A 25,542-nucleotide genomic window follows, 5' to 3' on the forward strand; every position below is an offset into this window, starting at 1 on the left:
CCATACAACGCCGGGCATGCCGGTTCCAACAGCAGAGTGATGACCGCACGGTCTAATCGCCTGCCAGCGCCCGTTCGAAGGCCGCCTGCAACGCGCTGGCCGAGAACGGCTTCTGCACGATGATGCAGGGCGGGTAGGCCTCCAGCAGCTCGGGCGCGGCGCCGTATCCGGTGGCCAGAACGAAGGGCGTGCCCATGGCATGCAGCCGTTCGGCCACCGGGACCGACTGCTCCTCGCCCAGATTGACATCCAAAAGCGCGAAATCGACCCGGTGGCGGTCCAGGAAGGCCAGCGCCGCAGGCACCGAGGACAGGATCTTGACGTCCTCGCCCCCCAGGTCCTCCAGGATGCCGGCGGCGTCCATGGCGATGATCAGCGTGTCCTCCAGCACCATGCCGGTGCCCTGCAGCGCAAAGGGCTGCGCGGCGGCAGCGGGGGCGGCGGCGGGCCGCGCGGCCTCGGCCTGCCGGACCGAGGAAATCACCACCGCCGGCAGACGGAAATGCGCCTCAAGCCCGGTCAGGCGATAGTTCACCTCGGCATCGCCCTTCAGCTCGTGCGGGACAGAGCCCTCGATGATCATGCTGCCGAAACCGCGCCGCTTGGGCGGCACCACCGGCGGGCCGCCGCGTTCCACCCAATCCAGCGTCACGCTGCCATCGGGACGTTCGCCGATCCGCACCTGGACGCGGCCCGAGGCCTCTTTCAGGGCGCCGTACTTGACCGAATTGGTCGCCAGTTCATGCAGCACCAGCGCCATCGTCGTATAGGCCTGCGGCGCGATCATCGCGTCGGGCCCCTCGATCGACAGGCGCTCGGCCTGGCCGGTGGCATAGGCCTCGACCTCGCAGCGGATCAGCGCGGCCAGCGAGGTGGGCTCCCATTGCTCGTTCGTCAGCTGGTCATGGGCGCGCGCCAGCGCATGGATGCGGCCATCGAGGTTGCGGGTGAATTCCTCCATCGTGCGGGCGGAACTGCGGGTCTGCGACAGCAGGCCCCGCATCAGGTTCAGGATGTTGCGGACGCGGTGGTTCAGTTCGGAAATCAGCAGCTGCTGCTGTTCCTGCGCCCGCTTGCGTTCCAGGTTCGAGGCATCGGTGATCTTCAGGAAGATCTCCAGCAGCACGACGCGCAGCAGCTCGGCCGCATGCAGGTCCTCGGGCGCCCAGGGGGCAGAGCGTCCCTCGACCGTTTCGGCCCACAGATCGAAGCTGCGACGGGGCGTCAGGCGGATGCCGTTCGGCCCCACCTCCATCGCCTTCGCGGGCGCCCCGGCCCAGTCCACCGTCGCACGAACCTCGCGGCGGCACAGCACCAGATAATCGCGCGGCCGCTTCGAGATCGGGATCGCCAGCAGCCCGGCACAGCGCCCGGCGTAATCGCGGGCGGGTTCGTGTTCGTCCCCCAGCCGGTCAGTGGCATGCACCCCCAGCCCCATGCTGCGGTCCAGGTAGCGGGCGATTGAACGGAATTCCTCCTCGGAGGGGGTGCGGCCGCGGGCATGGAAGGTATCGTTCTCGAACAGGACGATGCCGTCATGGGGGATGACGCTGCCGATGTCCTCGGAGACCGCGATCAGGCTTTCCGCCAGCCCCCGCCCATCGGCCATATGGGCCATCAGCCGGGTCTGCAGGCGGTTGGCGTCGCCCTCGGCCTTCTTGCGCTGCGCCTCTTCAAAGCGCGTCAGCTCGTACGAGAACATGTGGGCATACATCTCGATCGCGGTGCGGCGTTCGTAATCGATGTAGCAGGGGCCGGAATGGTGGCAGGCAAACAGCCCCCACAGCATGTCGCCCTTCATGATCGACACTGACATCGAGGCGCCGACCTTCATGTTCTTCAGGTATTCGATATGAATGGGCGACACCGCCCGCGTCACCGCCAGAGACAGGTCGAGCGGCCGGCCCGCATTGTCGATCCCCGGCCGCACCGGGCTGCCGGGATCGGCCACATCGGCAATCAGCCGCAGCAGCGAACGTTTGTAAAGCGCGCGCGCCTGCACCGGAATATCCGAGGCCGGGAACATCAGCCCGTCATAGCGCGTCTCGCCGTCCAGCCGGGTTTCGGCGATCACCTTGCCGGAATGGTCGGGCTGGAACTGGTAGACCATCACGCTGTCAAAGCCCGACAGCGCCTGCAGGCCCCGCGCCGCGTCGCGCGCCAGCGTGCGCAGGTCGCGGTCCTTTCGCAGGCCGGCGATATGGGGGTAGACCTCGGTCATCACGTCGCGGTCAGCGCGGGCGCGCTTGGGTTCGAACTCGATCAGCAGATGGGCGCCCGAGGGGTGGATGCAGATGTCGAAGGCCCGCCCGTTCGGCCGCAGTGCCACGTTGAACAGCCGCATCACCCCGTCGCGGCCGCTGCTGTCGCGCAGATTGCGGCGGATGCGGTCCATGCCCTCGGGCGACAGCAGCGCCGACAGCGGGCTGCCGATGGCGGCATGGGCGTCGACGCCGAAGATCTCCAGCAGGTTTTCCGAGGCGTGCTGGACGATCCAATCGGCCGAGACCGCCAGCAGCGCACCATAGGACTGCACGCGGCCCAGCAGGTGGATCGGCTCGCGGTCGCAATTCGTCAGGTCGGTGGCCTGCCCCATCGAGGCGTCAGGCGAATGATGCATGATCTTGGGCTTTCGGCAGGCAGGAGGGAAGCGGGGACTGGGCGCGCGCGGCCTGCGCGAACAGGGCAAAGCCCGCGCGCACCTGCCCGGTCAGGGCGGCGGCACGGGGGCTGTCGGGGGCGATCCGGTCCAGCCGGGCGCACAGCTGCCCCCAGGCGGCGCGGTCCTCGGGGGCGTCGAAATAGCCGGGAAGGGTCTGCCCTGGCAGATGCGCGGCCAGGCGGCGGCGCAGCACCTCGGTGCCCAGGCGGGACCCTTGAAGGATGTAATCGACCGCCAGCGGATCCAGCGCCTGCCCCGGCACCGCCTGCCAGCCCTGCCCTATCGCGGACAGATCGGCATCCAGCCGCGCCAGCAGCCCCAGGGCCATCCGGCGCGTGGCGTGATCGTCGGGCAGTCCGGGCAGCAGCGCGTCAATACCCGCCCGTTGCGCCGCCAGGAACCAGCCCAGGGCGCCGGTCATGTCGCGCAGGAAGGGCGCGAACAGCGCCTCGGTGTCGTCGTGGGTATCGCGGGTGGCCAGCCTCAGCCGATGACGGAAGCCTTCGGCTCCGGGACGTTGTTCGTCGTGCCCTGGCGGGTCCCCCAGGTCCTGTCCCGTCTGCAACTGCGCTGCCATCTGTCCCCCAGCCCGCAAGGGCCGTTCACGATTAACACGCGGCAGAGGCTCCGGGTTCCCGAAAAATTAAATTAAAGTTAAAGGCAGTTTCGGGCGGATCCGTGCCGCCCCGCCGACCTTCACGCCAATCTTGCCGCAAGGACACCGGCGACAGATCGAAAATAGCGCTTGCGCGCTTCCGGCTGAGCGGCTACATCGCCCCCACGACGCGCTGGTAGCTCAGTTGGATAGAGTACTTGACTACGAATCAAGGGGTCGGGGGTTCGAATCCTCCCCAGCGCGCCATTTCCAACTGACACGACGAAAAGCACCGCCCCTCGGGGCGGTGTTTTCGCGTTTGCATCAGCCTTGCCACAGGGCGCGGTACAGGGCGGCCACCTCGGCCTCGGTCGCAAGGCGCGGATTGTTCGCGGGCGTCCCCGAAGCCAGCGCCTGACGGACCATTTCCGGGATCATCGCCTCGTAGGCGGCAGCGTCGATGCCGCGTGCGCGGATCAGCGGCACCTGCAGGCGGGCGTTCAGCCCCTCAAGCCAGGTGGCCAGATCATCCCCCGCCCCCAGCGCCTGCGCCGCGCGGGCATAGGCCTGCGGCGCGGTGGCGATGGAAAAGCGGGTGACCAGCGGCATCAGCATGGCGTTCGACATGCCATGGGGGACGTGGAAGGCGGCACCGATCGGGCGGCTCATGCCGTGGATCAGCGCGGTCGAGGTATGCGACACCGCCAGCCCCGCCAGCATCGCCCCTGTCAGCATCGCCTTGCGGGCATCGCCATCCTGCGGCGCCCCGGCGACACGTTCCAGAGCGCCCCCGATCAACCCCAGAGCCTGCAGCGCCAGCCCGTCGGAATAGGGGCTGGCATTGCGGTTCACCAGCGCCTCCAGCGCGTGCGACAGCGCATCAAGGCCGCTGTCCACCGTGACGCGGAACGGGCAGCTGACCGTCAGCTGCCAGTCCAGCAGCGCCAGCGCGGGCAGCAGCGCCGTGCCCAGCATCAGCAGCTTTTCGTGGCTGGCGGCATCGGTGATGACCGCAGCCCGCGTCACCTCGCTGCCGGTACCGGCGGTGGTGGGCACGCAGATCACCGGAGCGACCGGCAGATCGACGATCTTGGGGACCGCATGATCGCGGGGGTGGCCGCCATGGCGCGATAGCAGCGCCGCGACCTTGGCAATGTCCATGGCGCTGCCGCCGCCGATGCCGACGATGCCGTCGGCACCATGATCGCGGGCGGCCTGGGCTGCCGCCATCGCCTCGGTGTCCAGCGGATCGGGCGAGACACCGGAGAAGACCGAGACCACCAGCCCCGCCCCCGACAGCGCCTGCAGCGCCGGTTCGGCAATGCCCAGCGCCAGGACGCCGGGATCGACCACCACCAGCGGGCGCAGGCAGCCAAGGCCCCGAACGGCCTCGCCCAGGGTCGAGACGGAGGTGATGCGGATATCGCGGGGGGAAAGAATGCGTGTCATGTCAGTGCTGCAGGATCTTGGAGAGGAATTCGACCGCGCGGGGGCTTTTCGGGGCGCCGAAGAAATCGTCCTTGGGGCTGTCCTCGATCACCTCGCCGGCATCCATGAAGACCACGCGATCCGCGACGCGGCGGGCGAAGCCCATCTCGTGGGTGACGACGATCATCGTCATGCCCTCGCGGGCCAGTTCCACCATCACGTCCAGCACCTCGTTGATCATCTCGGGGTCCAGGGCGGATGTCGGTTCATCGAAGAGCATCGCCACCGGGTCCATCGCCAGGGCCCGGGCGATGGCGACGCGCTGCTGCTGCCCGCCCGACAGCTGGATCGGGAACTTGGCGGCATGGGCGGCAAGGCCCACGCGCTCCAGCAGGGCCATCGCCTTGGCCTCGGCCTCGGCGCGCGGGCGGCCCATGACCTTCTGCGGCCCGATGCACAGGTTGTCGAGGACGCTCATGTGGGGGAACAGCTCGAAATGCTGGAAGACCATGCCGACGCGGGCGCGCAGCTTGGTCATGTCGGTCTTCGGATCGGTGACCTGCGCGGTCTCGATGGTGATAGTGCCGCCCTGCACCGGCTCCAGCCCGTTGACGCATTTGATCAGCGTCGACTTGCCGGACCCGGAGGGGCCGCAGACCACGACCACCTCGCCGCGCGCCACGTCCAGCGAACAGCCCTTCAGCACCTGAAACCCGGGGCCGTACCACTTGTCGATGCCCCGCAGGGAAATCAGCGGTGTCATGGAAGCCTCCTCAATGTCCGGTGGAGATGTCGAAGCCACGGCCGAAGCGGCGCTCGATCCGGCGCTGCACGAAATCCCAGGCGGTGGTCATGATCAGGTAGTAGATCGCGGCCACCACGAAGAGCTCGAGCACCATGAACTTTTCCTGGATCAGCACCTGGGTGCGGCGCAGCAGTTCCTCCATCGAGATGACGGAAGCAATCGAGGTCGTCTTCAGGCAGCCGTTGACCGAATTGCCAAGCGGCGGGATGATGATCCGCGCGGCCTGCGGCGCCACGATGTAGCGCATGATCTGCCAGTCCTTCATGCCGATGGCGCGGGCGGCGTTCGACTGGCCGCGCGGCACCGCGTTGATGCCCGAGCGGATGATCTCGGCCAGATAGGCGGCCTCGTTCATCACCAGACCGATCAGGGTCGATTCCAGCACCGTAAAGCGGATGCCCATCTGCGGCAGGCCGGTGTAGATGATGATCAGCTGCACCAGCACGGGCGTGCCGCGGAACAGCCAGATGTAGAAATGCGCGAACCAGCGCAGCGGTTTCACCGGGCTCATCCGCAGCAAGGCAATGACAAAGCCGAGCACCAGGCCCAGCGCGATCGAGGCGACCGTCAGCCCAAGCGTGACCAGCGCGCCCTGGAACAGGTAGCCATTGGTCAGGTACTCGAAGAATCCGGTCCAGTTCCAGCCGTGCAAGGCGGCCTCCCTTCATGCGTCCTTGGGGGCCGGACCCGGGATGGGACCGGCCGGGTTCGGGGATTACAGGCCGGGGCCCGCCAGCTTCAGACCGCCCTCGGCGGGTTTGACGCCATATTTGGCCATCAGCGCCGGCAGCCAGCCATCAGCCTGCATCTCCTCCATGACCTTCTCGATCTGGGCGGCGAAGTCGGGGTTGTCGAAGGTCAGCGAACCGGGCGTCGCATACATGCCCGACAGCGCCTGCCGGAAATCGCCCTGGTCCTGGTACTGCTTGGCCACCGGGTCGATCGAGACCGCCGCATTCACCTGCCCCGCCCGCAGCGCCTGGAAGACGGTGGCGTAGTTGTCGAACAGCTGGATGGTCATCGGCTTCAGGCCCTTGGCCTCGAACTCCTTGTTCAGCTCGCGCATCTTGGCGGCGTCATAGCCGCTGACCTCGGTGCTGATGGTCTTGCCCGCCAGGTCCTCGATCTTGGTGATCGAATGGTCATCCGGCAGCGTCGAGGCCGAGATCGCCAGGCTTTCGTAGGGGATCATGTAGAGGATCTTCAGCCGCTCGGGGGTGACGAACAGCCCGGCGTCGATCAGGTCCCAGCGGCGCGCCTTCAGCCCCGGCACCATGCTGGCATATTCCGTCGAGACAAAGTTCGGCTCCAGACAAAGGCGCTTCGCGATCTCGTCGCCAAGGTCGATGCGCAGGCCCTTCAGCTTGCCGGTCGAATCCGCAAAGGCCATCGGCGGCAGGGTCGGGCTGACCGCCATGGTCAGCTTGCCCTTCTCGACCAGGTCCTTGGCCGCAATGGGAGAGGTGCAGTCCGCGGCCTGCGCCGCCGCCGCCAGTCCGAAGGCCGCGCAAACCGAAAGCGCGAGGCGTCGGGAAATATGTTTCATGGTCACCCTGCTGTCGTGTGTATGATGGAATACCATAATACGACGCGGGCTTTCCCGCTGCGTCAACTGTGCAGGGGCATCCGCACGCCCTGCACGGGGTGCGTGTGCGGGTTTGCGGAATATATCGGCGCTCAAGGCTTTGGCGCTGGCAGCGCCGGGCCTGGGGACCGGCAGCAGGGGTAAGGGCCAAATGCAAAAAGCAGGCCCAGGGCCTGCTTGCGTTTCTTCAGCGATGTCCATCTTGAAGAAGATGGTGCCCGGGGGCGGAATCGAACCACCGACACGAGGATTTTCAATCCACTGCTCTACCCCTGAGCTACCCGGGCACCGGGGAGGACGCTGTTGTCGTCCTCGGGTGAGGCGTCTTCTAAGTGAGGTGGCGGGCCCTGTCCAGAGGCTTTTTCGAAAAAATCGCCGCCGGACAGGTTTACCTTACAACCCCCTGAGGATACTCAGGAAAGGCGTCCCGACGGGGGCGCCTTCGACAGCTCCTGCTCGACCGCGTCCAGGGCCTCTTCGATATCCTCGGGATCGGTCGAGGGCACGGCGTAGCGGCCGTTCAGCCAGCGCGCCAGATCCAGATCCGCGCAGCGCTTCGAGCAGAACGGCCGGTACTGCGGATCGGTCTTTTCGGCGCAGATCGGGCAGCTCATGCCATCAGCCGCGCCAGAATCGCCGCCTGGGGCAGCCGGTCGCGCTTGCGCTGCAGCTCGAAATTGCCCAGCGGCGTCCAGCCCGCCAGCACCGTCTCGATCGTGTCGGTGCGGAAGGCGGCCTTGATGGCGCCCTCGAACTGGCGGCGGTCCTTCTTGCCCATTGGCGCGAGGTCCAGATAGATGATGCCGCCCAGCCCCCGCACGCGCAGCTGCCGGGGCAGTTCGCGCACGGCGTTCAGGTTGGCCTTCAGACCCGCCGCGGGGCTGTTGTCGCCGCCGGTGTTGACGTCGATGGTGACGCAGGCGCGCGTCGGCTCGACGAAGATCGAGCCGCTGCCCGACAGCGGCACCTCGGCGCCGAAGGGGCCCAGCAGGTCCAGCACGCCCTCGGCCTCGTAGGCGGCCAGGGGCTTGGTGCCCGGATCGGTCACGGGCGCCGCGGGCCAGTCGCGCAGCGCCAGCGCGTGGGCGGTGGGGCCGTCGACCAGCAGTTCCGCCTCGGAGCCCTCGTCCGCCATCACCTGCGCGGCCAGATCGGCCATGGCGGCGATGTCCTCGGCGATGTCGTCCATCTCGGCGCCCTCGCAGGCCGAACGCAGGATCAGCCCGGCGCCCTGGGCGGCCACCGGATGGCCCGCGAAGACCTCATGGGCGATCACCGTCAGCTCGTCGCGCAGGTCATCATCCTTGAGCGCGCGCGAGATGTTCATGCCCGGCGCGCCGGGGGTGACGATGGCATAGCGGCTCTTGAACAGGACCTTGGTGGTCAGCGGCAGCGCCTTGCCGGGTTCGGCATAGCCCGTCACCTGCACCAGCACGGGCTGGCCGGGCGACATGCCGCGCAGCTGGCGCAGAAAGCCGGTGCCGTCGGGGGTTGTCACGAACATGCCCCCCTGCCCCTTCACCGGCCGGTCGCAGATGGCGCGGTAGATCGCGCCCGGCGCGGGCTGGTCGGGGTGATCGACGATCAGGTCCTGAAGACGCCCCTCGGTGATCAGCGCCGCGGTCTCGACGGCTTCGCCGTCCATGTCGATGTGATCGAGGACGATCTGGCTGCCCTTCATGGCTGTTCCCTCCAGAGCGGCCAGCCGGCGGCGCTCAGCAAAGTTGCGGTCTCGGCGACGGGCAGGCCCATCACCGCAGAAAATGATCCCTGGATCCAGGGAATGAAGGCGCCCGCAGGCCCCTGAATGCCGTAGCCCCCGGCCTTGCCGCGCCAGTCACCGGTGGCAAGATAGCCGTTCACCTCGATATCCGAGAGACGTTTCATGCTGACCTGGGTCACCACGTCGCGTTCCCACAGGCGATCCCCCAGCTTGATCGCCAGCGCGGTGATGACCCGGTGGCGGCGGCCCGACAGCGCATGCAGGAAGGCCGCGGCCTCGCCCGCATCGGCAGGCTTGCCCATGATGCGGCGGCCAAGCGCCACGGTGGTATCGGCAACCAGCACCAGTTCATCGGCGGCGGCGGGCACGGCCTGGGCCTTTTCGCGGGCCATGCGCTGGCAATAGGGGCGCGGCAGCTCGGCCTTCAGGGGCGTTTCGTCGATGTCGGGCGGGCGGATATCGTCGGGCACCAGGCCAAGCTGGGCCAGAAGCTCCAGCCGGCGGGGGCTGCCCGATCCGAGGATGAGTTTCATGCGAACCTCGTGTTCTGGTTCCGGGGGGAAGCACCCTTCCCCTGAGAAAAAGGCCCGCCGTCGCCGGCAGGCCCTTTGCAGTCCATCGTGCCGCTTGCGCGGAGGCTTCGTTACTTGAAGCGGTAGTTGATCCGGCCCTTGGTCAGATCGTAGGGGGTCATTTCGACCTGCACGCGGTCGCCTGCGAGGACACGGATACGGTTCTTCCGCATCTTCCCTGCCGTATGTGCGATGATCTCATGGCCGTTCTCGAGCTCGACCCGGAAAGTCGCATTGGGCAGGAGTTCCTTCACGACGCCGGGGAATTCGAGAATGTCTTCCTTGGCCATGTGTACTCCTAATTTGAGGGATTCCGTTCCAGCGGAACGGATGGCGCGTAAATGGGCCTTGTCGGGCGGAAATTCAAGCCGAATCTACCGAAGCACGCAAAGTTCCACGGGCTCCGGCGTCTCTGCCGTCCCGCCGGGCTGTTCGGTCCAGTGCGCCCGGTTGCGCACGTTGCCGTTTTCGCGCACTTCCGCGACCCGGGCAAGGTCCACCTCGGCATAGGTCCAGCCGGGGCGGTTCAGCGCCCCTTCGGCCAGAACGCCGGTGGGCGGGAACCCCGCGTCGGGCGGGCCGAAGATGCCGCCCGTACCTGTGCATTCGGCCACCGCCTCGATCTGCGGGAAATCCCCCACGATCGAGGACATGACGCTGATGAACTGGTTTTCCAGCGCCCGCGCCATGGCGCCGATGCGGACCCGCCAGTAGCCTTCCAGGGCCTCGGTGCAGGACGGCACCAGCAGCAGAACGGCATCGCGCTGCGCCCGGGCGTGCAGGGGATATTCGCTGTCGTAGCAGATGTTTACCCCGATCAGCCCCAGATCGGTATCGAACAGTTTCAGCGGCCGTCGCCCCGCGACACCCCAGGGGTCGCGTTCCCACAGCGTCATGATCTGCTTGTCCTGAAAGCCGCTCTTGCCGTTCGGCGCATAAAGCGGCGCGCGGTTGACCAGCGTATTGTCCGCCAGCAGGACCGGCCCCGAGGCGCCCAGGATATGCACCCCGAACCGCGCCGCCAGATCCAGGTGCAGCGCCGCCACCTGCGGCATCAGGTCCGACACGGTGCGGCTGGCCAGCATCAGGTCGGCGCAGGCTTCGGCCCCGCCCAGCGTCGCCAGCTCCATCGCGCCGTATTCGGGAAAGACCAGCAAATCGGCCCCCTGCCCCGCGGCCTCGGCCACCCAGGCGGTGATCTTGTCGGCATAGGCGGCAAAGTCGTCGAAGGCATCCAGCGGATAGGCGGCGGCGGCAAGTTTCATGCGAGTCTCTTCATCCAGAACGTCAGATCGTGGTCCGAAGGCGCCGCCGCACCGATGTCGGTCCAGCGAAAGCGGGCCACGACGCCCGGCAGCGGCGCATAGCCCCGCTTGTGCCAGAAGCCATCCAGCGGGCGGTACCCCTGGGGGCGCAGCGGATGCGGATCAGGGCGCTGCACGGCACAGAATGCCGCATAATCGCGCCCCAGATCGCGGGCATGGGCCTCGCGCGCGTCAAAGAACGCATGGCCCAGCCCCTGCCCGCGGTAATCCGGCAGCAGCACCGACTCGGCGCAGTAGAAGATGTCCTCCAGCGCCTCGGGGCGGTGCGCGAAGGGGGCCGAGAAATCGTCGGAATGCGCCTCCATCCCCATGCCGGTCGCCACGCCCACGATCCGCGCCCCATCGAGCGCCGCCACCACCACCGCCGTCTCGGAGCGGTAGACATCAAGGTACTGCCGCTCATAGTCCAGCGAGCCCTCGTAGAGATAGGGCCAGTCCCGAAACACCGCGATGCGCAGCCGCGCGACGTCATCAAGCGCCGCATCCAGGCGGGCGCCCGTCAGGACCTCGACCTTCACGCGCTGACCTGACGGATCCAGTCCGCGAGGTTGTAATAGGTGGTGACACGGCTGATCAGCCCGGCCTCGTCCAGCTCCATGAAGGATCCGGCAGGCAGGCGGTAGGTCTGGCCGCGCGCGGGCGGCAGCCCCTCGTCCGAGGCAAGATAGGTGCCGTTGACGATGAATTCGGCCGCGGCGCGACGGCCGCCCTCGGCCTCGAAGATCACCAGATCGGTCAGCTCCTCGCGGTAGCAGCGGGTCATGTGGGCGTTGAATTCCGCGAACAGCGCCTTGCCGCGGCGGATCTGCCCCTCGTTGACGTGGTGGGCGATGTCCTCGGACAGGCAATCGAGCATCGCGTCGGTATCACCGGCGTTGAAGGCCGCGAAATAGCGGCGGACGGTTTCGGTCATGGAAGGGTCCTGAAATCAGAGGGTTTCGGTGGTTCCGAAGCGGCGCTTCAGCCGGTCCGCGATCTGGTCGCGGCTTTGGCGATAGGCGTTCAGCTTCTGCTCGCGTGTTTCTCCGATGCCGGTCGGGTCCATGATGGGCCAGTATTCGACGGACAGGTGAAACAGCCGCGTCAGCTCCAGCGCACAGCGCTGGCTGGCGGGCGACAGCGCCACGATCAGGTCGAAGGACGACAGGTCGTCCCCCCATTCCTGCATTTCCTCGAACGAGCGCGAGCGGTGGCGGTGCAGTTCCACCCCCAGCTCGGCGCAGACGGCAATGGCAAAGCCATCGACCTCCAGGTCATTGTGGACGCCGACGGACTGGACGTAGATGTCCTTGCCGTAGAAGGCCTTCATGATGCCCTCTGCCATGGGAGAGCGGACCGCGTTGTGATCGCAGCAGAACAAAACCGATTGCGGACGTTCCGCTGGCAAGTCCCTTCATCCTCCGAAGTGCAGCACGCAGATCAGCGTGAACAATCGGCGCGCCGTGTCGTGGTCGACGATGGCCTTGCCTTCGAGGCGTTCCACCAGCACGCGAGCGCCCTCATCATGGATGCCACGGCGCGCCATGTCGATGGTCTCGATCTGCGCGGGGGGAAGATTCTTCACCGCGTCGAAGTAGCTTTTGCAGATCGCGAAATAATCCTTCACCACCTGCCGGAACGGCCCCAGCGACAGCAGGAAGCTGGTCGCCTCGGTGCCGTCCTCGGTGCGGATGTCGAAGACCAGGCGCTTTTCGCGAATCGACAGCCCGACGCTGTAGGGGCCTTCGGGCACAAGGCGGTCGTCCCGCTTGGGCAGCGAGAACGAATTCTCTTCCATCAGATCGAACATGGCGACCCGGCGCTCCTGCTCGATCTCCGGGGTCGGGGGCGGCAGATTCCGGTCGTCCAGTTCGATATGGGTGATGCGAGACATGATCATCGGATCCCCTCGGCGGTTACGGATGTTCCTCCGGTCAGCTTATGCTGCATTGCAGAAAAACGCCACAAATTCTTAACAAACGGTAAACGCCGTCGCCGGTTTCTGTGGCGACGGGGCCTCAGTCCTGCGGGGCTTCGTTCAGTCGGTCCAGGCGGGCACGGACCGAAAGTCCATGGGCCTCAAGGCTTTCCGAGATCGCGAGCGTTTCCGCTGCAGGTCCGATAGCACGCAAAGCCGCAGGGGTCATTTGTGCCAAGGTCGTACGCTTGAGGAAGTCCAGAACCGACAGCCCGGAGGAGAATCGAGCCGAGCGCGCGGTGGGCAGCACGTGGTTCGGACCACCGACGTAATCGCCGATGGCCTCGGGCGTCCAGGCGCCCAGGAAGATCGCGCCGGCATGGGTGCAGTGTTCGGCCAGCGCCTGCGGATCGGTCACGCACAGCTCCAGGTGCTCGGGGGCGATGCGGTTCGACAGGGTGGCGGCCTCGGCCATGTCGCGCACGGTGATCACCGCGCCATAGTCGCGCCAGCTGGCCCCCGCGATGGCGCGGCGTTCCAGGGTTTCCAGACGTTTCGCGACGGCCTCGGCCACCGCCTGACCAAAGGCCGCGTCATCGGTGACCAGCAGCGACTGGGCGCTTTCGTCATGCTCGGCCTGGCTCATCAGGTCGAGGGCGATCCAGTCGGGATCGTTGTCACGGTCGGCGATCACCAGGATCTCTGAGGGGCCGGCGATCATGTCGATGCCCACCTTGCCGAAGACCCGCCGCTTGGCCGCCGCCACGAAGGCATTGCCCGGGCCGGTGATCTTGTCGACGGGGCGGATGCTTTCGGTGCCATAGGCCAGCGCGGCAATCGCCTGGGCGCCGCCGACGCGATAGATCACGTCGACGCCCGCCAGGCGCGCGGCCATCAGCACCAGCGGATTGGCCTTGCCATCAGGCGTCGGCACCGCGATCGCCAGACGTTCCACCCCCGCGACCTTGGCGGGAATGGCGTTCATCAGCACCGAGGACGGATAGGAGGCCAGCCCCCCCGGCACGTACAGACCCGCAGCCGACACGGCCGACCAGCGCCAGCCCAGAGACGCCCCGTCGGGATCGGTCCAGAAGGCATTTTCCGGCATCTGGCGCACGTGATAGGCACGGATGCGCTGCGCGGCGGTTTCCAGGGCCTGTTTCTCGGCCTGGGGGACCTGGGCGCAATAGGCGTCGATCTCGGCTTCCGAGAAGGCGATGGTGTCGGGGGTCAGCTGCAGCCGGTCGAAACGCGCGGTATAGTCGATGACCGCCTGGTCGCCGCGCGCCCGCACATCGGCGATGATCGCGGCGACGGCTTCGTCCACGTCGGGGCTGTCCTCGCGCTTGGCATTCAGCAGCGCGGTGAAACGGGTTTCGAAATCGGCATCAGCCGTGGACAGGAAATGCGGCATGGGACCCTCCGGGCGCGGTTCGCCCCTCCTTACAAGGGGGAACCGCGCGCCTCAAGGTCAGGCTGTGATCACAGCCCGTGGTCGGGCGCGCGCCCCGAAGGCGCACGATAGGGCCGCGTCACGTCGCGCAGGCGGACCTCCAGCGCCTCAAGGCGCAGCCGCAGCGCCCCGTCGCCGGCCAGCGTGATCACCAGATCGCCGCCCGGCGGTTCGGCATCGGGGGTGAAATCCAGCGACAGGATCGACAGGATCACCTCGGGGTCCTCGCGGCTGACCCCCTGCCCCGCGACCGACAGCACGTTCTCGAAGACCAGCATCGACTGGACCCGTTCGGCGCCGTGGCGGTCGCGCCCGCCGTCCTCCCAGCGAAAGCGGTTCACCAGCAGGGCAAAGCGGCGTTCGTGCCTGAGAAAGCGCACCTCCTTCAGGGGAACGATGGCATCCTGCACCAGCGCCGAGATCACCTGAAGGTCGCCGGGCTCCAGTGCGCCCAGGTTCAGCGGTGCCTCGCGGGCGTCTTCGAAACGTGCGTCTTCGGTCATTTACTGCCCCGTGATCCGTTCGATCTTGGCGCCGCAGGCCCTCAGCTTTTCCTCGACGCGCTCATAGCCGCGGTCGAGGTGATAGACGCGGCTGACCACAGTTTCGCCCTCGGCGGCCAGACCTGCAAGGATCAGACTGACCGAGGCGCGCAGATCGGTGGCCATCACCGGTGCGCCCTTCATCTTGGGCACGCCATGAACGGTCGCATGACCGCCGTGGACCTCGATATTGGCGCCCATGCGGATCAGCTCGGGGGCATGCATGAAGCGGTTCTCAAAGATCTTCTCTTCCAGCACGGCAGAACCCTCGGCGGTGCACATCAGCGCCATCATCTGGGCCTGCAGATCGGTCGGGAAGCCCGGGAAGGGTTCGGTCACGACATCCACGGCCTTCACCCGGCCATTGCGGCGTTCGACCGCCAGGCCGTTCGCGGTCTCTTCAACCGAAACGCCCGCCTCTTCCAGCTTGTCGCAGAAGGCGGCCAGCAGATCACGGCGCCCGCCCAGCAGCTCCACCCGGCCGCCGCAGATCGCGGGGGCCAGCATGTAGGTGCCCAGCTCGATCCGGTCGGTGACGACGGGATGCGTCGCGCCGCCCAGACGGTCGACGCCCTGGATGGTGATGGTCGAGGTCCCCTCGCCCTCGATCTGCGCGCCCATGCGGCGCAGGCATTGCGCCAGATCGACGATCTCGGGCTCGCGCGCGGCGTTTTTCAGCACCGTGGTGCCCTTGGCCAGCGTCGCCGCCATCAGCGCGTTTTCCGTGGCCCCGACCGAGACGATGGGGAATTCGTAGGTGCCCCCCTTCAGCCCGCCCGGCGCCTTGGCATGGACATAGCCTTCCCTCAGCTCCAGCTCGGCGCCCATGGCCTCCAGGGCGCGCAGGTGCAGATCGACGGGGCGCGCGCCGATGGCACAGCCGCCGGGCAGCGACACGATGGCATGGCCATCGCGCGCCAGCATCGGCCCCAGCACCAGGATCGAGGCCCGCATCTTGCGCACGATGTCGTAATCGGCCTTGTGGTTGTTCAGGTCGTGGCTGGACATGGCCAGCACCTTGCCATCCTGCATCCGGGTCACTTCCGCGCCCAGCGATTCCAGCAGGGTGGTCATGGTGCGGATGTCCGACAGCCGCGGCGCATTGGTCAGCGTCAGCGGCTCTTCGGAAAGCAGCGTGGCCGGCATCAGCGTGAGGCAGGCATTCTTCGCCCCCGCGATCGGGATCTGCCCGTTCAGAGGGCCGTTGCCCGTCACCAGAATCGAATCCATCTGCTCTCTCAATCCTTATCGTTGTCGCCGGGCGATTCTTTCTCGTCCGGTTCGTTGGCCTTGCGGGCCCGGGCCTGCGCCTTGCGCCGTCCCAGATTCGCTTTCAGGGCCGCCTTCAGCCGGTCTTCCCTGCTTTGCAGGCCCTTTTCATGGGGGGATCTATCGCTCATGTGCATTCTGTAAAGGAGCCGCAAAAAAGCGTCCAGTTTCTGCTTGCACCCCCCGAAGTTCACCGCTAGATACCCGCTCACGGTCGGCGGCAACGCTGACACGGACGCCGGAACCGACGCCGCAAGGCAAGGCAAGATCCGGACGGCGCCGCAGTAGCTCAGTGGTAGAGCGCACCCTTGGTAAGGGTGAGGTCGGGAGTTCAATCCTCCCCTGCGGCACCATAAAACACCCCGATATCAGATGGTTGTGCGGCGCCTCGCAGGGCGCCTTCTGTCGTGTGCCGCAAGGGTTCGGGGCGCGCTAGGCGCCCCAGGTCCGTTCCAGCACCGCCAGCCAGTTGCCATGGGTCAGCCGGTCGATCAGCGCCGCATCATAGCCATGGGCGCGCATCGCCTCGACCAGGCGCGGCAGGCCCGCCACATCGCCCAGATCCTGCGGCATCGTCGCCCCGTCGAAATCCGATCCCAGCCCCACGCGGCCCTCGCCCAGGATGCCCAGCAGGTGGTCGAGATGACGCAGCAGCGGATCGAAACCCGCGAAACTGTCGGCCAGCCCGTCGGGACGCAAAAAGCCGGTGGCGTAGTTCAGCCCGACCATGCCGTCGGAATCGCGGATCACCGCCAGCTGCCGGTCGGTCAGGTTGCGCGACGATTCGCTGATCGCATGGGCGTTGGAATGGGTGGCGACCAGCGGCGCATCCGACAGCGCCGCCACATCGTCAAAACCCTTCTCGTTCAGGTGGCTGAGGTCGATCATGATCTTCAGCGCATTGCATTCCTTCACCAGCCGCTTGCCGGCCTCGGTCAGGCCGGGGCCGGTGTCGGGGGAATGCGGAAAGGCGAAGGGCACGCCATGGCCGAAGGCCGTCGGGCGCGACCAGACCGGCCCCAGAGACCGCAGCCCCATCGCGTGCCAGACATAGAGCGCGTCCAGATCCGGGTCGATCGCCTCGGCGCCTTCGAAATGCAGGATGGCGGCGATCTGGCCGGCGGCGATGGCGGCGCGGATCTCGGCGACGGAACGGCAGATCTTCAGCCCGCCCTGGCGTTCCATCCACATCAGATGGCCGACCATCTTCATCGCCATCGGCAGCGCCTGGTCAAAGGGGATCGCCTCGGGCAGCGGGTTGCTGTAGGGCGGCGTGCTCATCATCGACATGACGGAATCGGCATCGGCAGAGGCGGGCGACGGCACGTAGACGGCAAAGAAGCCGCCGACAAAGCCGCCCGCCTTCATCCGCGGCAGGTCCAGCTGGCCGCCAGTGCCCTTCAGCCAGGCGTCCCGGCGGGTTTCGGGGGCATTCAGCAGCCGCAGCAGGAAATCGTTGTGACCGTCAAAGACGGGAACGGGGGTGGTCATGGTGCATCAACTTTCGTGTAACCGGCCGAGGCCTTCAACAGCCGGCGGGTGTAATCGGTCGTGGCGCGGCCCTGCCGCAGGTCCTCGCGGGTCAGCTCCTCGACCGAGAGGCCATGTTCCATCACCAGAAGCCGCTCGCACATATGGGCAATGACGGCCAGGTCGTGGGAAACCATGACATAGGTCAGCCCGCGCTCGATCCGCAGGCGTTCCAGCAGGTTCAGCACCTCGGCCTGGATCGAGGCATCCAGCGCCGAGGTCGGTTCGTCCAGCAGCAGGATCTGCGGCTCCAGGATCAGGGCGCGGGCGATGGCGACGCGCTGACGCTGCCCGCCCGAGAGCTGGTGCGGATAGCGAAAGCGGAACCCCTGCCCCAGCCCCACGTCGTCCAGCGCCCGGGCGATGCGGGCATCGCGGTCATCAAAGCGCTGGATCGCCAGCGGTTCCGACAGGACGGAATCGATGGTGTGGCGCGGGTGCAGCGAGGCATAGGGATCCTGGAACACCATCTGCACCCGGCGATAGAAGGCGGCGGGCCGGGGCGTCGGGATGGGCGCACCATCCAGCAGCATCCGCCCCCCCGTCACCGGCGCCAGACCGCAGAGCGCCCGCAGCACCGTCGACTTGCCCGAGCCCGATTCCCCCACGATGCCATAGCTTTCGCCGCGCGCGACCGTCATGCTGACGCCGCGCACCGCGCGCACCTGATCGGCGCCGCGGGTGAAGGTGACTTCCAGGTCTTCGATCTTCAGCATCGTCCTACCCTGCCCAGGCTGCATCGCGGTCCAGCACCGGCAGCGGATGGCGGTCCTGGTCCAGGCGCGGCAGGCAATCCAGCAGGCCGCGCGTATAGGGGTGGCGGGCCTGCGACAGATCGCTGGCGCGCAGTTCCTCGACCACGCGGCCGGCGTACATCACCAGCACCCGGTCGCAGAAGGAACTGACCAGCCGCAGATCATGCGAGATGAAGATCAGCCCCATGCCGCGATCGCTGACCAGCCGGTCGAGGATGCGCAGCACCTCGATCTGGATGGTCACATCCAGCGCCGAGGTCGGCTCGTCCGCGATCAGCAGGTCGGGTTCCGACACCACCATCATGGCGATCATCACCCGCTGCCCCATGCCGCCCGACAATTCGTGGGGGAAGGCGCGAAAGACGCGCTCGGGGTCGCGGATCTGCACCGCCTCCAGCATCTCAAGGGCGCGGCGGCGGGCCTCGGCGCGGGGCGTGCCATGGGTGCGCAGGGCCTCCATCAGCTGCTTGCCCACCGGCATCACCGGATTGAGCGAGAACTTGGGATCCTGCATCACCATCGACATCCGCTTGCCACGGTAGCGCCGCCATTGCCGGGGCGACAGGGCGCGCAGGTCGGTGCCGTCGAACTGCAACCGGTCGGCCGTGGCCTGCCCCGGGGGCGCCGTCAGGCCCAGGATCGCGCGGCCGGTCTGTGACTTGCCCGATCCGCTTTCACCGACGATCCCCAGACGCTCGCGGCCCAGGGAAAAGCTGACACCGCGCACGACCTCGGCCGGGCCCTGGCGGGTCGGGAAGCTCACGCGCAGGTTTTCCACGTCAAGAAGGCTCATTTCCGCCTCTTCGGATCAAGGACATCGCGCAGCCCGTCGCCCAGCAGGTTGAACCCCAGCGAGACGATGAAGATGGCAAGGCCCGGCATGGTGGCGACCCACCACTGGTCGACCAGAAAGTTGCGCCCGCCCGCGATCATCGCGCCCCATTCGGGCTGCGGCGGCTGGGCGCCAAGGCCCAGGAACCCAAGGCCCGCGGCGGTCAGGATGATCCCCGCCATGTCCAGCGTCACCCGGATGATGACCGAGGACATGCAAAGCGGCACCACATGTTTCCAGATGATGCGCGCGGCCGATGCCCCCTGCAGCCGCGTCGCCGCGATGAAATCGGAATTGCGGATGGTCAGGGTTTCGGCCCGCGCCAGCCGCGCATAGGGTGGCCAGGCAGTGATCGAGATGGCGATGATCGCGTTCTCGATCCCCGGGCCCAGTGCCGCGACGAAGGCCAGCGCCAGGATCAGCTTGGGGAAGGCCAGCACGATGTCGGTAAAGCGCATCAGCACGCTGTCGACCCAGCCGCCGAAATAGCCCGCAGCCGTGCCCACCAGCAGCCCCAGCGGCGTCGCGATCACCGCGACCAGCGCCACCACCGCCAGGGTGATCCGCGATCCGTAGATCAGCCGCGACAGGATATCGCGGCCCTGATCATCGCTGCCCAGCCAGTAGCCCGGGGTCAGCGGCGGCAGCAGCCGGGTGTGGTTCAGATCGCCCGTCAGCGGGTCATGCGGCGCCAGCCAGGGGGCAAAGATGGCCATGATCAGCAGGATCAGCACGATCGCCACGCCGAACATCGCCAGCCCGTTGGTGCGGAAATCCAGCCAGGTGCGATAGGCCTGCCCCATGCGGGCCTGACGGCGCGACAGGGGCTGTTCGCTCAGCAGCCAGTCACGGGTGAGGGTCATCGCTGGTTCCTCGTGCGGGCATCAAGCAGGGCATACAGAAGGTCCGAGAACATGTTCAGCCCCACGAAGATCGCGCCGATCACCAGCGTGCCGCCCAGCACCGCGTTCATGTCGGCATTCTGAAGCGAGTTGGTCAGATATTGCCCCAGGCCCGGCCAGGCAAAGACCGTCTCGGTCAGCACCGAGCCCTCCAGCAGGTTGGCATAGCTGAGCGCCACCACCGTCACCAGCGGCACGGCGGCATTGCGCAGCGCCTGCACCCAGATGATGCGCCATTCCGGCACGCCCTTGACGCGGGCGGTGGTGATGTATTCCTGCCCCAGCTCGGTCAGCATGAAGCTGCGGGTCATCCGGCTGATATAGGCCAGCGACAGGTAGCCCAGCAGCGAGGCCGGCAGGATGATGTGAGAGATCACGTTGAAAAAGGCGCTCCAGGCGCCCTGCAGGGCGGTGTCGATCAGGAACAGCCCCGTCACCGGCGTGAAGTCGTATTCATAGGAAATGTCGACCCGACCCGGGCCCCCGATCCACCCCATCTTGAAGTAGAACAGCAGAAGGCCCATCAGCCCCAGCCAGAAGACGGGCGCCGAATAGCCCACCAGTCCCACGACGCGCACCAGCTGATCGACCAGACGGCCCTGCCGGACCGCGGCCCAGACCCCCATCGGGATGCCGATCACCGTGCCCAGCACGATCGCCACCGTCGCCAGTTCCAGCGTGGCGGGAAAGACGCGGGCGATATCCTCGGCAATCGGGCGGGTCGTCAGGTTCGAGGTGCCAAGTTCGCCGTGAAACACCTTCAGCAGCCAGATCCAGAATTGCTCCAGCAGCGGCTTGTCGAGGCCAAGCGCATGGTAGGCGGCATCGTATTGCGCCTGGGTCGCGCGGTCGCCCACCACCGAAAGCACCGGATCCACCGGCACCACGCGGCCGATCAGGAAGGTGACGAACAGCAGCCCAAGGAAGGTGATCCCCACCTGCCCCAGCGTCGCGCCCCCCTTGCGAAGCCAGAGGGCGCCGCGGCGCCCCCCGATAACAGTCCCCGCCATTCTACTTGGACGCGTGGGCAAAGCTGTTGTCGCTGAAGGACGGGCCGATCACCACGCCTTCGACATTCTTGCGTTCGCCCATGACCTCGATTTCCTGGGCGTAGGTCACGAAAGGCCCGTCGGCCAGCACCTTCTTCTGCTCGTCCACATACATGGCGGCGCGCTTTTCGGGGTCGCGTTCCAGCATCGCGGCCTCGGTTTCCTTCGACAGCTCGGGGATGTCCCAGGCATTGCGCCAGGCCAGCGGCTTGGAGGTGGCCTCGTCCGAATTGTCGGGGTTGTAGGCAAAGGTCGAGGCGTTGGTATGCGGATCCTGGAAATCCGGCCCCCAGCGGCCGATGTAGATGTCATGGGTGCGGGCGCGGTATTTCGTCAGCGTCTGCTTGCCGTCGCCGGGGATCAGCTCCAGCTTGATGCCGGCCTGGGCCATGGTCTGCTGCATGGCCTGGGCCATGGCGGTGATCTCGGGGGTGTTGCGGGTGTCCATGGTGACGGTGAAGCCGTCGGGCAGACCGGCCTCGGTCAGCAGTTCCTTGGCCTTGGCGACGTCCAGCTTGTAGGGGTTCTCGTCATAGGCGCCCAGGAAGCCCTCGGGCAGGAAGGCCTGGTGCACCTTGACCTTGCTGGCCATGATCGTGTTGGCGATCGTGTCGTAATCCAGCAGGTATTTCATCGCCTCGCGGACCTTGGGCTTCGACAGGTACTGGTTCTTCTGGTTCAGGCCCAGATAGTACAGCGTCCCCTTGACGCCGCTGTCGATCTTGACGTCGGCATCGTCCTTCAGCGCCGAGATATCCTCGGCCGTCAGGTTGCGGGCAATGTCGATATCGCCCTTCTGCAGCAGCAGCCGCTGGGTCGAGGTTTCCGGCACATGGCGGTAGATGATGCGCGCCAGCGGCGGCTTGTCCCCGGAATAATGCGGGTTGCGTTCCAGCACGACGGCCTCGTTCGGGCGCCAGTCGCGGATCATGAAGGGGCCGGAGCCCGCGTAATGCGTCTTCAGCCAGGCATAGCCCAGATCGCCGTCCTTCGCGTGTTCCATCACCAGCTTCTTGTCGACGACCGAGGCGACGGTGGCGGTCAGGCAATACAGCACCAGCGAGGGCGCATAGGCCTTGTCCATCTTGAAGTCGAAGGTCATCGGGCCGGTCTGCACGATCTGCTGATCGACGTTTTCCGGCGTCATGCCCAGCTGGCCGATGATGAAGGCGGGCGACTTGTTCAGCTTGACCGCCCGCGTCAGCGAGAACACCGCGTCCTCGGCCGTGATCGGGTTGCCCGAGGCGAAGGTGCGGTCGGGCTTCATGGTAAAGCTGATGGTCTTGCCGTCCTCGGACACGCTCCAGCTTTCGGCGGCCTTGCCGAAGACCTTCGAGACATCCTTGGGATCATAGCCGATCAGGGGCTCGTAGGTGTTGCCGGCGATCTCTCCGGCGGTGAATTCAAAGATCTCGGCCGGGTCTAGGGTGATGATGTCGTCGATCGACCAGGCCTGGACCAGGGTATCGGGGGGCGTGGCGGCAAGGGTGACGGCGGGCGTGGCGCCCAGCAACAGCGCACCCAGGGCGACGCTGGCCAGCAAACGGCTGTGGAACATGGCTCTCTCTCTGTCTGTGGCGGCAGGGTCCGGCCCTGCCCGGCCCGGTTTGTCCGGGCACTGGGATCAACCTAACCGGATGGTCAAATTTCGAGTCAAGGCTGAAGGCCCTCTGTGCCGCCCCCCCGCAGGCGGGGGGCCCAAAGCTTGGTCACTCGGGGCTGCCGCGTGATCAAATGCGCAAGTGCATCCGCCCCGACCCGTCCCAAAGCCCGGATGCCCATGCGTCCGACTGTCACAGGCGGGAAAAATCGCAGGTTTCAGAGGCATTTCTGACGCATTCAAATTTGATCACATCACACCCTGCAAAATCCTGCGCAGCCCCTGATTATTTCACGAGCGCAAAGGTCGAGAATCTGTCAGGATCCGCGATGGCCCGGATCGGCGGCCCTGCGCCCCGATCCACCGCGCCTTGCCGTCAGCGCTGCACAGCACGGCACCTCTCCTGGATCTTCCCAGATGCTTTTCGACCTTGGACCCTATGCGCCCTACGGGGCAATCGTCCTGATCGTCCTGATTTTCCTGATGTTCCTGACCGAGCGTTTCTCGGCCGAGGTGACGGCGCTTGGCGGGGTGGCGGTGGCGCTGCTGTTCGGCCTGGTGGGCACCGACGACGTGCTGAAGGCGCTCAGCAACCCCGCCCCCGCCACCATCGGCGCGATGTTCGTCCTGAGCGCCGCACTGGTGCGCACGGGCGTGCTGGAGGCCGTGGCCGAAACCCTCGGCCGGCAGCTCTCGGCGCGGCCCGCGCTGACCATCGCCTGCTTCTTCGGGCTGGCGGCGGTGGCCTCGGCCTTCATGAACAACACCCCCGTGGTGATGATCCTGATCCCGGTGGTCTTCGGGCTGGCGCGGCAGATGAATGCCCCGGCCTCGCGCTTTCTGATGCCGCTCAGCTTCGTGGTGATCCTGGGCGGCACCTGCACGCTGATCGGCACCTCGACCAACCTGCTGGTGGACGGGGTGGCGCACGGGCTGGGCCTGGTGCCCTTCTCGCTGTTCGAGATCGCCCCCCTGGGCATCGTGCTGGCGCTGCTGGGCTCGGCCTATCTGGCGCTGATGACACCCCGGGTGCTGCCGCTGCGACAGGCGCTGTCGGACAGCAGCGCCCTGCGCGGGTCGCGCTCGTGGCAGGTGGAACTGTTCGTGCCGCAGGGCTCGGCGCTGATCGGGCGCAAGCTGCTGGAGCTGGCCGAGTTCCGCCGCCGCGGCACCCGGCTGATCGACCTGATCCGCGGCGACGTGTCGTTGCGCCGCGACTGGCAGGAGGCCACGCTGCAGGCCGGCGACCGCATCGTGCTGCATGCCGCCGATACCGAGGTCATGGGCTTCCGCGGCAGCGAAACGCCGGGCCTGAGGATCTCGGGGACGGAACAGGCGGGACTGCGGCGGCACCAGCTGGTCGAGGCGCTGGTCAAGCAGCGGCTGGGCAGTTTCGCCACGCTGGGCTGGCGGCGCAGCCATGGCGTCTACCCGATCGCGGTGCATCGCCAGGGCAGTGCGCTCGACATTACCGACACCACGCTGGAACTGCGTCCGGGGGACACGGTGCTGCTGGACGGCGCCCCCGAAGACATCGCCCGCCTGGCCCGCGACCAGGACCTGGTGCTGCTGTCGCCCCTGCAGGTGCGCGCCTTCCGGCGTGGCCGGGCCCCCATCGCGCTGGCGGTGCTGGCGCTGGTCGTCGTGGGGGCGGCGCTGAACCTGGCGCCGATCCTGCCGCTGGCGATCATCGGCGCGGCGGTGGTGTTGCTGACCGGCTGCGTCGACCCGGACGAAGGCCTGGGCGCCATCGACGGCCGGCTGCTGCTGCTGATCGTGTCGATGCTGGTGCTGGGCACCGCGCTCGAGAAAAGCGGCGCCATGACGCTGATCGTGCAGGCGCTGTCGGTGCCGCTGCAGCATGCCGGGCCCTGGGCGGCGCTGGCCTTGATCTACGCCGTGGCTTCGGTGCTGACCGAGGTGGTGACCAACAATGCCGTGGCGGTCATCCTGACGCCCATCGCGGTGGGGGTGGCGCACAGTCTGGGCTTTGATCCGCGCGCCTTCGTGGTGATGGTGATGTTCGGCGCCAGCGCCAGCTTCTCGACCCCGATCGGCTATCAGACCAACACGATGGTCTACAATGCCGGCGGCTACCGCTTTACCGACTTCCTGCGGCTGGGCCTGCCGCTGAACCTGCTGGCGGGCGTGGTGACGGTGGTGATGGCGCCGCTGATCTGGCCCCTGCACCCCTGAGGGTGTTGCCTATGACCGCGGCCCGGGTCTTTATGCCCGGACCGCGGAAGGAGCCCGAGATGAGCAGCCACACCACCCCGGCGACCCAGGCCCTGAAGAAGGCCGGTGTCGCCTATGCGCTTCACGAATACAGCTACGAATCCGGTCACCAGATCGGCGAGCACGCCGCCGCCGCCATCGGCGCCGACCCCGCGCGGGTCTTCAAGACCCTGATGATCGAGGTCGACGGCCGCCCCTGCTGCGTGGTGATCCCCGTCGCCGCCAGCGTGAAGCTGAAGGCCGCCGCCGCCGTGCTGAAGGGCAAGGGCGCCCAGATGATGGATGCCGCCAAGGCCGAGCGCCTGACCGGGTTCCATGTCGGCGGCATCAGCCCCTTCGGCCAGAAAAAGCGTGTGCCGGTGGCGATTGACGACAGCCTGCTGGCGCATCCCTTGGTGATCCTGAACGGCGGCCGCCGTGGTCTGATGGTGGAACTGGCCCCTGCCGAGGCAGTTGCTGCCCTGGGCGCCACCGTCGCCCCCCTGACCGCCTGACCGCCTGACCGCCTGACCCGGACTGCTGCCACTGCGCTGTGTCAAACGGGCCGGCCCGGGGCGCATCGCACGGCCTCTGCACCGCTGCGCAAGGTCGGGATATCGATGACCGACGACAACAGCCCATCTGGATCGACGTCAGCGCCCTGACCGATCAAGGCACCATGATGGCGTTGGCCCGATACGGCACCGTTCGAAGCAAAAGCCTCCTGAGATGCCTCGGACTGGAGCGACACCATCGAACCCAAGCCGGGCCCACAATCCCATCCCATACGCCTTCAAATGAAGG

At 67.0% G+C, this 25,542-nt stretch carries 27 protein-coding genes and 3 tRNA genes; 4 read left to right on the plus strand and 26 right to left on the minus strand.

Annotated features, from left to right (window positions below; genetic code table 11):
• Nucleotides 1–52 precede the first annotated feature (52 nt).
• Complete coding sequence (locus AC2ITM_RS12510; protein WP_486466969.1) at nt 53–2,620, minus strand: HWE histidine kinase domain-containing protein; 2,568 nt, start codon at nt 2,618–2,620, stop codon at nt 53–55.
• Nucleotides 2,604–3,239 carry a heme oxygenase-like domain-containing protein gene (locus tag AC2ITM_RS12515; protein ID WP_486466970.1) on the minus strand — a complete coding sequence of 212 codons (636 nt, stop codon included), beginning with the start codon at nt 3,237–3,239 and terminating at the stop codon, nt 2,604–2,606. Before AC2ITM_RS12515 ends, AC2ITM_RS12510 begins: the two co-directional genes overlap by 17 nt.
• A gap of 208 nt (nt 3,240–3,447) precedes the next feature.
• Here AC2ITM_RS12515 and AC2ITM_RS12520 point away from each other — a divergent pair.
• A tRNA-Arg gene (locus AC2ITM_RS12520) sits at nt 3,448–3,524 on the plus strand.
• Between the two features lie 57 nt (nt 3,525–3,581).
• Here AC2ITM_RS12520 and AC2ITM_RS12525 read toward each other — a convergent pair.
• The 18 genes from AC2ITM_RS12525 to AC2ITM_RS12610 form a co-directional block, all read right to left on the minus strand.
• A complete protein-coding gene (locus AC2ITM_RS12525) occupies nt 3,582–4,706 on the minus strand; it encodes an iron-containing alcohol dehydrogenase (RefSeq protein ID WP_486466971.1) in 1,125 nt (374 codons plus the stop codon).
• A gap of 1 nt (nt 4,707) precedes the next feature.
• A complete protein-coding gene (locus tag AC2ITM_RS12530; RefSeq protein ID WP_486466972.1) occupies nt 4,708–5,448 on the minus strand; it encodes an amino acid ABC transporter ATP-binding protein in 741 nt (246 codons plus the stop codon).
• 10 nt (nt 5,449–5,458) lie between these two features.
• The gene (locus tag AC2ITM_RS12535) at nt 5,459–6,142 is read right to left on the minus strand and encodes an amino acid ABC transporter permease (RefSeq protein ID WP_486466973.1); all 684 of its coding nucleotides are present in this window, start codon (nt 6,140–6,142) and stop codon (nt 5,459–5,461) included.
• A gap of 63 nt (nt 6,143–6,205) precedes the next feature.
• A complete protein-coding gene (locus AC2ITM_RS12540; RefSeq protein WP_486466974.1) occupies nt 6,206–7,036 on the minus strand; it encodes an ABC transporter substrate-binding protein in 831 nt (276 codons plus the stop codon).
• A gap of 251 nt (nt 7,037–7,287) precedes the next feature.
• A tRNA-Phe gene (locus AC2ITM_RS12545) sits at nt 7,288–7,362 on the minus strand.
• 126 nt (nt 7,363–7,488) lie between these two features.
• Nucleotides 7,489–7,689, minus strand: coding sequence for a DNA gyrase inhibitor YacG (locus AC2ITM_RS12550; protein WP_486466975.1), 201 nt, complete (start codon nt 7,687–7,689; stop codon nt 7,489–7,491).
• Nucleotides 7,686–8,756 carry a ribonuclease E/G gene (locus tag AC2ITM_RS12555; protein WP_486466976.1) on the minus strand — a complete coding sequence of 357 codons (1,071 nt, stop codon included), beginning with the start codon at nt 8,754–8,756 and terminating at the stop codon, nt 7,686–7,688. The genes AC2ITM_RS12550 and AC2ITM_RS12555 overlap by 4 nt, the downstream gene beginning before the upstream one ends.
• Nucleotides 8,753–9,331, minus strand: a complete 579-nt coding sequence (locus AC2ITM_RS12560; RefSeq protein WP_486466977.1) for a Maf family protein — start codon at nt 9,329–9,331, stop codon at nt 8,753–8,755. Before AC2ITM_RS12560 ends, AC2ITM_RS12555 begins: the two co-directional genes overlap by 4 nt.
• A 110-nt stretch (nt 9,332–9,441) precedes the next feature.
• Nucleotides 9,442–9,660: a translation initiation factor IF-1 gene (gene infA, locus AC2ITM_RS12565; protein ID WP_007792573.1), complete on the minus strand. Its 219-nt coding sequence runs from the start codon at nt 9,658–9,660 to the stop codon at nt 9,442–9,444.
• 84 nt (nt 9,661–9,744) lie between these two features.
• Complete coding sequence (locus tag AC2ITM_RS12570; protein WP_486466978.1) at nt 9,745–10,635, minus strand: carbon-nitrogen hydrolase family protein; 891 nt, start codon at nt 10,633–10,635, stop codon at nt 9,745–9,747.
• Nucleotides 10,632–11,213 carry a GNAT family N-acetyltransferase gene (locus AC2ITM_RS12575; RefSeq protein ID WP_486466979.1) on the minus strand — a complete coding sequence of 194 codons (582 nt, stop codon included), beginning with the start codon at nt 11,211–11,213 and terminating at the stop codon, nt 10,632–10,634. The genes AC2ITM_RS12570 and AC2ITM_RS12575 overlap by 4 nt, the downstream gene beginning before the upstream one ends.
• A complete protein-coding gene (locus AC2ITM_RS12580; RefSeq protein WP_486466980.1) occupies nt 11,210–11,608 on the minus strand; it encodes a ketosteroid isomerase-related protein in 399 nt (132 codons plus the stop codon). The genes AC2ITM_RS12575 and AC2ITM_RS12580 overlap by 4 nt, the downstream gene beginning before the upstream one ends.
• 15 nt (nt 11,609–11,623) lie before the next feature.
• A complete protein-coding gene (locus AC2ITM_RS12585) occupies nt 11,624–12,082 on the minus strand; it encodes an arsenate-mycothiol transferase ArsC (protein ID WP_486466981.1) in 459 nt (152 codons plus the stop codon).
• 6 nt (nt 12,083–12,088) lie between these two features.
• Nucleotides 12,089–12,568: a UPF0262 family protein gene (locus tag AC2ITM_RS12590; protein ID WP_486469429.1), complete on the minus strand. Its 480-nt coding sequence runs from the start codon at nt 12,566–12,568 to the stop codon at nt 12,089–12,091.
• Between the two features lie 124 nt (nt 12,569–12,692).
• The gene (hisD, locus tag AC2ITM_RS12595; RefSeq protein WP_486466982.1) at nt 12,693–14,006 is read right to left on the minus strand and encodes a histidinol dehydrogenase; all 1,314 of its coding nucleotides are present in this window, start codon (nt 14,004–14,006) and stop codon (nt 12,693–12,695) included.
• A gap of 68 nt (nt 14,007–14,074) precedes the next feature.
• Nucleotides 14,075–14,548, minus strand: a complete 474-nt coding sequence (locus AC2ITM_RS12600; protein WP_486466983.1) for a DUF2948 family protein — start codon at nt 14,546–14,548, stop codon at nt 14,075–14,077.
• Nucleotides 14,549–15,817, minus strand: coding sequence for a UDP-N-acetylglucosamine 1-carboxyvinyltransferase (gene murA, locus AC2ITM_RS12605; protein ID WP_486466984.1), 1,269 nt, complete (start codon nt 15,815–15,817; stop codon nt 14,549–14,551).
• An 8-nt stretch (nt 15,818–15,825) separates the two neighbouring features.
• Complete coding sequence (locus AC2ITM_RS12610) at nt 15,826–15,993, minus strand: hypothetical protein (protein WP_486466985.1); 168 nt, start codon at nt 15,991–15,993, stop codon at nt 15,826–15,828.
• Between the two features lie 141 nt (nt 15,994–16,134).
• Here AC2ITM_RS12610 and AC2ITM_RS12615 point away from each other — a divergent pair.
• Nucleotides 16,135–16,209 (plus strand) — tRNA-Thr (locus AC2ITM_RS12615).
• 79 nt (nt 16,210–16,288) lie between these two features.
• Here the strand turns inward: AC2ITM_RS12615 and AC2ITM_RS12620 are convergent.
• The 6 genes from AC2ITM_RS12620 to AC2ITM_RS12645 are packed head-to-tail and all read right to left on the minus strand — an operon-like array spanning nt 16,289 to nt 22,482.
• Nucleotides 16,289–17,347 (minus strand): dipeptidase, encoded by a 1,059-nt coding sequence (locus AC2ITM_RS12620; protein WP_486466986.1) that lies wholly within the window; start codon nt 17,345–17,347, stop codon nt 16,289–16,291.
• Entirely contained in the window at nt 17,344–18,102 is a 759-nt protein-coding gene (locus AC2ITM_RS12625; RefSeq protein WP_486466987.1) for an ABC transporter ATP-binding protein, read from the minus strand. Before AC2ITM_RS12625 ends, AC2ITM_RS12620 begins: the two co-directional genes overlap by 4 nt.
• 4 nt (nt 18,103–18,106) lie before the next feature.
• On the minus strand, nt 18,107–18,934 hold the full coding sequence (locus AC2ITM_RS12630; protein WP_486466988.1) for an ABC transporter ATP-binding protein: 828 nt from the start codon (nt 18,932–18,934) through the stop codon (nt 18,107–18,109).
• Nucleotides 18,931–19,836: an ABC transporter permease gene (locus AC2ITM_RS12635; RefSeq protein ID WP_486466989.1), complete on the minus strand. Its 906-nt coding sequence runs from the start codon at nt 19,834–19,836 to the stop codon at nt 18,931–18,933. Before AC2ITM_RS12635 ends, AC2ITM_RS12630 begins: the two co-directional genes overlap by 4 nt.
• Nucleotides 19,833–20,885, minus strand: a complete 1,053-nt coding sequence (locus AC2ITM_RS12640; protein ID WP_486466990.1) for an ABC transporter permease — start codon at nt 20,883–20,885, stop codon at nt 19,833–19,835. Before AC2ITM_RS12640 ends, AC2ITM_RS12635 begins: the two co-directional genes overlap by 4 nt.
• A gap of 1 nt (nt 20,886) precedes the next feature.
• A complete protein-coding gene (locus AC2ITM_RS12645; protein WP_486466991.1) occupies nt 20,887–22,482 on the minus strand; it encodes an ABC transporter substrate-binding protein in 1,596 nt (531 codons plus the stop codon).
• 459 nt (nt 22,483–22,941) lie between these two features.
• Here AC2ITM_RS12645 and AC2ITM_RS12650 point away from each other — a divergent pair, with 459 nt between their 5' ends.
• Both AC2ITM_RS12650 and ybaK read left to right on the plus strand, forming a co-directional pair.
• Complete coding sequence (locus tag AC2ITM_RS12650) at nt 22,942–24,720, plus strand: SLC13 family permease (RefSeq protein ID WP_486466992.1); 1,779 nt, start codon at nt 22,942–22,944, stop codon at nt 24,718–24,720.
• 59 nt (nt 24,721–24,779) lie between these two features.
• Nucleotides 24,780–25,253: a Cys-tRNA(Pro) deacylase gene (gene ybaK / locus AC2ITM_RS12655; RefSeq protein ID WP_486466993.1), complete on the plus strand. Its 474-nt coding sequence runs from the start codon at nt 24,780–24,782 to the stop codon at nt 25,251–25,253.
• Nucleotides 25,254–25,542 lie beyond the last annotated feature (289 nt).

Source organism: Pseudooceanicola sp. NS-SX9, assembly GCF_057380705.1.

Coding starts and splice junctions, on each gene's coding strand:
- AC2ITM_RS12510 (WP_486466969.1), bottom strand. CDS start 2,620: ATGCATCATTCGCCTGACGCCTCGATGGGGCAGGCCACCGACCTGACG.
- AC2ITM_RS12515 (WP_486466970.1), bottom strand. CDS start 3,239: ATGGCAGCGCAGTTGCAGACGGGACAGGACCTGGGGGACCCGCCAGGG.
- AC2ITM_RS12525 (WP_486466971.1), bottom strand. CDS start 4,706: ATGACACGCATTCTTTCCCCCCGCGATATCCGCATCACCTCCGTCTCG.
- AC2ITM_RS12530 (WP_486466972.1), bottom strand. CDS start 5,448: ATGACACCGCTGATTTCCCTGCGGGGCATCGACAAGTGGTACGGCCCC.
- AC2ITM_RS12540 (WP_486466974.1), bottom strand. CDS start 7,036: ATGAAACATATTTCCCGACGCCTCGCGCTTTCGGTTTGCGCGGCCTTC.
- AC2ITM_RS12550 (WP_486466975.1), bottom strand. CDS start 7,689: ATGAGCTGCCCGATCTGCGCCGAAAAGACCGATCCGCAGTACCGGCCG.
- AC2ITM_RS12555 (WP_486466976.1), bottom strand. CDS start 8,756: ATGAAGGGCAGCCAGATCGTCCTCGATCACATCGACATGGACGGCGAA.
- AC2ITM_RS12560 (WP_486466977.1), bottom strand. CDS start 9,331: ATGAAACTCATCCTCGGATCGGGCAGCCCCCGCCGGCTGGAGCTTCTG.
- infA (WP_007792573.1), bottom strand. CDS start 9,660: ATGGCCAAGGAAGACATTCTCGAATTCCCCGGCGTCGTGAAGGAACTC.
- AC2ITM_RS12570 (WP_486466978.1), bottom strand. CDS start 10,635: ATGAAACTTGCCGCCGCCGCCTATCCGCTGGATGCCTTCGACGACTTT.
- AC2ITM_RS12580 (WP_486466980.1), bottom strand. CDS start 11,608: ATGACCGAAACCGTCCGCCGCTATTTCGCGGCCTTCAACGCCGGTGAT.
- AC2ITM_RS12590 (WP_486469429.1), bottom strand. CDS start 12,568: ATGTCTCGCATCACCCATATCGAACTGGACGACCGGAATCTGCCGCCC.
- hisD (WP_486466982.1), bottom strand. CDS start 14,006: ATGCCGCATTTCCTGTCCACGGCTGATGCCGATTTCGAAACCCGTTTC.
- AC2ITM_RS12600 (WP_486466983.1), bottom strand. CDS start 14,548: ATGACCGAAGACGCACGTTTCGAAGACGCCCGCGAGGCACCGCTGAAC.
- murA (WP_486466984.1), bottom strand. CDS start 15,817: ATGGATTCGATTCTGGTGACGGGCAACGGCCCTCTGAACGGGCAGATC.
- AC2ITM_RS12610 (WP_486466985.1), bottom strand. CDS start 15,993: ATGCACATGAGCGATAGATCCCCCCATGAAAAGGGCCTGCAAAGCAGG.
- AC2ITM_RS12620 (WP_486466986.1), bottom strand. CDS start 17,347: ATGACCACCCCCGTTCCCGTCTTTGACGGTCACAACGATTTCCTGCTG.
- AC2ITM_RS12625 (WP_486466987.1), bottom strand. CDS start 18,102: ATGCTGAAGATCGAAGACCTGGAAGTCACCTTCACCCGCGGCGCCGAT.
- AC2ITM_RS12630 (WP_486466988.1), bottom strand. CDS start 18,934: ATGAGCCTTCTTGACGTGGAAAACCTGCGCGTGAGCTTCCCGACCCGC.
- AC2ITM_RS12635 (WP_486466989.1), bottom strand. CDS start 19,836: ATGACCCTCACCCGTGACTGGCTGCTGAGCGAACAGCCCCTGTCGCGC.
- AC2ITM_RS12640 (WP_486466990.1), bottom strand. CDS start 20,885: ATGGCGGGGACTGTTATCGGGGGGCGCCGCGGCGCCCTCTGGCTTCGC.
- AC2ITM_RS12645 (WP_486466991.1), bottom strand. CDS start 22,482: ATGTTCCACAGCCGTTTGCTGGCCAGCGTCGCCCTGGGTGCGCTGTTG.
- AC2ITM_RS12650 (WP_486466992.1), top strand. CDS start 22,942: ATGCTTTTCGACCTTGGACCCTATGCGCCCTACGGGGCAATCGTCCTG.
- ybaK (WP_486466993.1), top strand. CDS start 24,780: ATGAGCAGCCACACCACCCCGGCGACCCAGGCCCTGAAGAAGGCCGGT.